The sequence below is a fragment of the Amnimonas aquatica genome (assembly GCF_002943415.1).
Taxonomy (GTDB): Bacteria; Pseudomonadota; Gammaproteobacteria; order Pseudomonadales; family Moraxellaceae; genus Perlucidibaca; species Perlucidibaca aquatica_A.
The window spans coordinates 1-3,993 of the sequence record NZ_PTQZ01000172.1; the positions used below are offsets into that span (position 1 = coordinate 1).

At 68.8% G+C, this 3,993-nt stretch carries 3 protein-coding genes; 2 read left to right on the plus strand and 1 reads right to left on the minus strand.

What is annotated here, in order from left to right; genetic code table 11:
• The first annotated feature begins 482 nt into the window (after nt 1-482).
• Both C5O18_RS11255 and gspD read left to right on the plus strand, forming a co-directional pair.
• Nucleotides 483-716, plus strand: coding sequence for a PDZ domain-containing protein (locus C5O18_RS11255; RefSeq protein WP_478209683.1), 234 nt, complete (start codon nt 483-485; stop codon nt 714-716).
• Between the two features lie 5 nt (nt 717-721).
• Entirely contained in the window at nt 722-3,286 is a 2,565-nt protein-coding gene (gspD, locus tag C5O18_RS07240; RefSeq protein ID WP_146089267.1) for a type II secretion system secretin GspD, read from the plus strand.
• Here gspD and C5O18_RS10450 read toward each other — a convergent pair.
• The coding region (locus C5O18_RS10450; protein ID WP_241146771.1) for an AarF/UbiB family protein at nt 3,272-3,993 on the minus strand (722 nt) is incomplete at its 5' end. The genes gspD and C5O18_RS10450 overlap by 15 nt on opposite strands.

Sequence of the window (3,993 nt, forward strand, 5' to 3'; positions counted from 1 at the left end):
TCCATGCTTTCCACAGCGGTGCAGCGGTCGGGAGTGAGGGAGCATGCTTGAGCGTCTGAAACCGCTCTGGGAGCAACGGCGAGGCTCGCCGGCCGCGGTCGCCGTGCTGGTGCTGGCGGCCATCGTGCTGGCCTGGCAGCTCGGCCGCCTGGTCTGGCTGCTCTGGAGCGGCCCGGCGATTTCCCTCGCCGCTCCGCCGGCGCGTCCCGCTCCGGCCCAGGTGGGCACCGATGCCCCGCGCATCGGCAAGCTCTTCGGTGAGAGCGGCGAAGCGCCCCAGGCACANGCGCCTGGATCGCATCGAAACCGATCACGTCGTGCTGACCCGTGGCGGCCGCGAGGAGATCCTGCGCTTCGACACGCCGGCCTCTGCCGGCGCCACGCCGCCGGCTGCCGCCACCGACGGTGCCGCAGGCGCGCGCAGCGCGCTCGACATGGCGGCCCAGCGTTTCGCCAATTCGCCGCTGGTGGCGCTGCGCCAGATGGGCCTGCGCCGTACCTCGCAGGGCTACATCGTCAGCATCACCGCGCCCAAGGACATGATGCAGCGCTACGGCCTGCAGCCTGGCGACCGGGTTGTCAGCATCAACGGACAGCCGGTCGGCAAGGACCTGGAAGCGGACCAGCAGATCATCGGACAGCTGCAGCAAGGCGGGAACGCGCGCGTGGAAGTGCAGCGCGGCGCCCAGACCATCACTTTGGAACAGAAACTCTGACCCTCATGAACATGCATACCTTGAAGCCGCTCGCGCTCAGCCTGATGCTCCTCGCCAGCCAGCCGGCGCTGGCCGAGAAGACCTGGAAGATCAATCTCAAGGACGCCGACATTTCCGCGTTGGTCAACGAGATGGCGGAGATCACCGGCCGCAACTTCGTCGTTGATCCGCGCGTGAAGGGCACGGTGACGGTCATCTCCAGCCGCGCCATGTCGGCCAGCGAGCTCTACGAGCTGTTCCAGAGCGTGCTCGGCATCAACGGTTTCGCGGCGGTGAGCAGCGGCCAGGTGGTGAAGATCCTGCCCGACACCAACGCCCGCCAGTCGGGTGTGCGCGTTGACCTGGGCGGAAACGCCAGCGGCGAGCAGCTGGTGACGCGCGTGATCGTGCTGCAGCAGGCCAGTGCCAACGAGCTGCTGGCGGCCCTGCGTCCCATGATGCCGCAGTTCGCGCACATGGCGGCGGTGCCGGGTGCCAACGCACTGGTCATCTCCGACCGCGCCAGCAACGCCGACGCCATGGAGGCGATCATCCGCGAGCTGGACAGCGGCGAGAAAGACGATGCCATCGAGATCATTCCGGTGCGCAACGGCAAGGCTGCCGACCTCGTCAACATCCTCGAGACCATGGAGTCCGGCGCGCCGGTCGCCGCTGGTGCCGGTGCTGCGGGTCGTACCGGCAAGGTGCGCATTGTCGTCGACGAACGTTCCAACCGTCTGCTGGTGCGCGGCGACCGCGCCCTGCGCGACCGCGTCCGCGCGGTGATCCGCAACCTCGACGACGCCTCCGAGTTCAGTGATGACCAGGTGCGCGTGTTCCGCCTCAAGTACGCCAGCGCCCGCCAGGTCGCGGAAGTGCTCAAGGGCGTGCTGGCCACCGGCGATGCCAAGGTCAGCTCCAGCACCTCGTCGATGACGGCCAATGTGTCGAGCAGCAGCTCCGGCACGACCACGGACGGTTCCGGCATCAGTTCCAGCTCGCCGCGCCAGACCGGCACGACCACCATCACCGTGGGTTCGGCCAGCCTGATCGCCGACGAGAGCCAGAATGCCCTGATCGTGCGTGCCCGCCCGGGCCAGATCCGCCAGGTCGAGGCCATCCTCGGCGACCTCGACGTGCGTCGCGCCCAGGTGCTGATCCAGGCCGCGATCGTGGAAGTGTCCGGTGACAACGCTGCCCAGCTCGGCGTGCAGTGGGCTTCCGGCGACGCTTCCAGCGGTGTTGGCATCATCAACTTCAGCAATGCCGGCGCCAGCCTGGTCGATCTCGCCACGGCGGCCGTGAGCGGTGACTACAGCAGTGCCAACATCGGACAGGGCGCGGCCATCGGCATTGGCAGTTCGCGCAAGGACTCCGATGGCAACCGTTCGTTCCACGGCGCGCTGATCCAGGCCCTGAATGCCGTCACCGATGCGAACCTGCTGTCCACGCCGAGCATCATGACCCTGGACAACCAGGAGGCGAAGATCGTGGTGGGCCAGAACGTGCCGTTCATCACCGGCTCGACCACGACCACCGGCTCCGGCACCACCAACCCGTTCACCACCATCGAGCGCCAGGACGTGGGCATCACGCTCAAGGTCACGCCCACGCTCAGCGACGGCGGCACCGTGCGTCTCGACGTCGAGCAGGAAGTCTCCTCGGTGGTGCCGACCTCCGACTCCATCCGCTCGTCCGACCTGATCACCAACAAGCGCTCGATCAAGACCACCATCCTTGCCGATGACGGTCAGACCATCGTGCTTGGTGGCCTGGTGCAGGATGACGTGAAGAAGTCGGTCAGCAAGGTGCCGCTGCTGGGCGATATTCCCGGCCTCGGCGTGCTGTTCCGTGCCACCAGCGACTCGCGCGTGAAGCGCAACCTGCTGGTCTTCCTGCAGCCGACCATCGTGCGCAGCAGCGAAGCCGCTGTCAGCCTGACCCAGCGCCAGTACGAATCGGTGCGTCGTGTCGACCTCGGTGTCGACTCCCAGGGCCGCCTGACCCGCCTGCCGCCGAACATCCAGGATATCTACCAGGGCGGTGCCCAGCGTGATGTCCGCCAGCAGGCGCCGACGCCGGCGCTCCAGCCGGTGCCGCCGCAGCCGGCTCCCGAGCCGGTGCCTGCGCCGGTCTTGCCTGCCGCGGCGGCGGTGCCGCAGGGCGGGACGATCATCGAAGAGCCGCGCGTGTACGCTGCCGACCCGGTGGCCGAACCCATTCGCCCGGAGCCGCTGCCCGTGGTGCCGCAGCGGACAGCGCCGGCGCAGCCTGCGCAGACCTACACGCCGCCGGTGATAATGCCGGCCGAGGGCGCGCGCCCGTTCAGCCCGGCCTTGCCTGATCCGGGATTGCCGTACGGCAGCCGTTACACTCCGCCGGTCGTGGAGTCCCCGGTGGCGCCGGCAGTGCCCGCGCCGGTGGTGCCTGCCGCACCGGCGCCGACCGTGGTGCCGGTGCGTGCTCCCGAGCCTGTCGCTCCGGTAGCGACCGGTGACGAGGGTAGTACGGCGGGCAAGCGCATGATCCGCACCAAGAGCGGCAACGTGTATTACGTCAACGACGTCGCGGAGCCGTCACCGGCTCCCTGATGCCTCCAGAACCTGCGTCAGCAGCGGCTTCACGGCCAGCCGGCTGCCGAGCTGGCGCAGGTTCCAGTAGTGCCCGCCAAGGGCACGGTTCACCATCACGATTTCCGGCACCGGCTGGAAGGCGCGCCACTGCGGCAGGGCCTTGCGGCTGAGCTTGAGCACGCGCTCGGCCAGCGGAAGGCTGGCGAAGTCCGTGGCGGAGTCCGCGATGGTGTCGCCGGCCAGCTTCAGCCAGGGCTGGTAGAAGTCCGCCGGCAGTATGGCCGTGTGCCCGGTGTTGCGGGCTCCCAGGCGTATCAGCCAGTTCTCCAGGTCGCCGGCATTGCCGGCCATGGCGGCGCGGGTCAGTTGCGCGTAGGCCTGCGCCGTGGCGGCGGAAATGCGCTTGCTGCAGCCGAAGTCATAGATCACCAGAGAGCCGTCCGGCCGGGCGGCGAAATTGCCCGGATGCGGATCGCAGTGGATGTGCCGCAGCTGGTAGAGCTGCGCGCCCATGGTGCGGAACAGCAGCTCTCCGAGCCGGTCGCGCAGGGCGGCATCGTAGCGCGCGTCGAGACTGCCCAGCGGATCGCCGGGCTCATGGGCCAGGGTCAGCACGTGCCGGCCGCTCAGGGCCGGGAGCACTTCGGGAATGATCACGCGCGGGTCGCCGGCGTGGAAGGCGCGGAACTCCGCCAGGGTGGCGGCCTCGTGGCGGTAGTCCAGCT

Excerpts from the sequence above, each read along its gene's own strand:
- C5O18_RS11255 (WP_478209683.1), top strand. The coding sequence starts at position 483 with ATGGGCCTGCGCCGTACCTCGCAGGGCTACATCGTCAGCATCACCGCG.
- gspD (WP_146089267.1), top strand. The coding sequence starts at position 722 with ATGAACATGCATACCTTGAAGCCGCTCGCGCTCAGCCTGATGCTCCTC.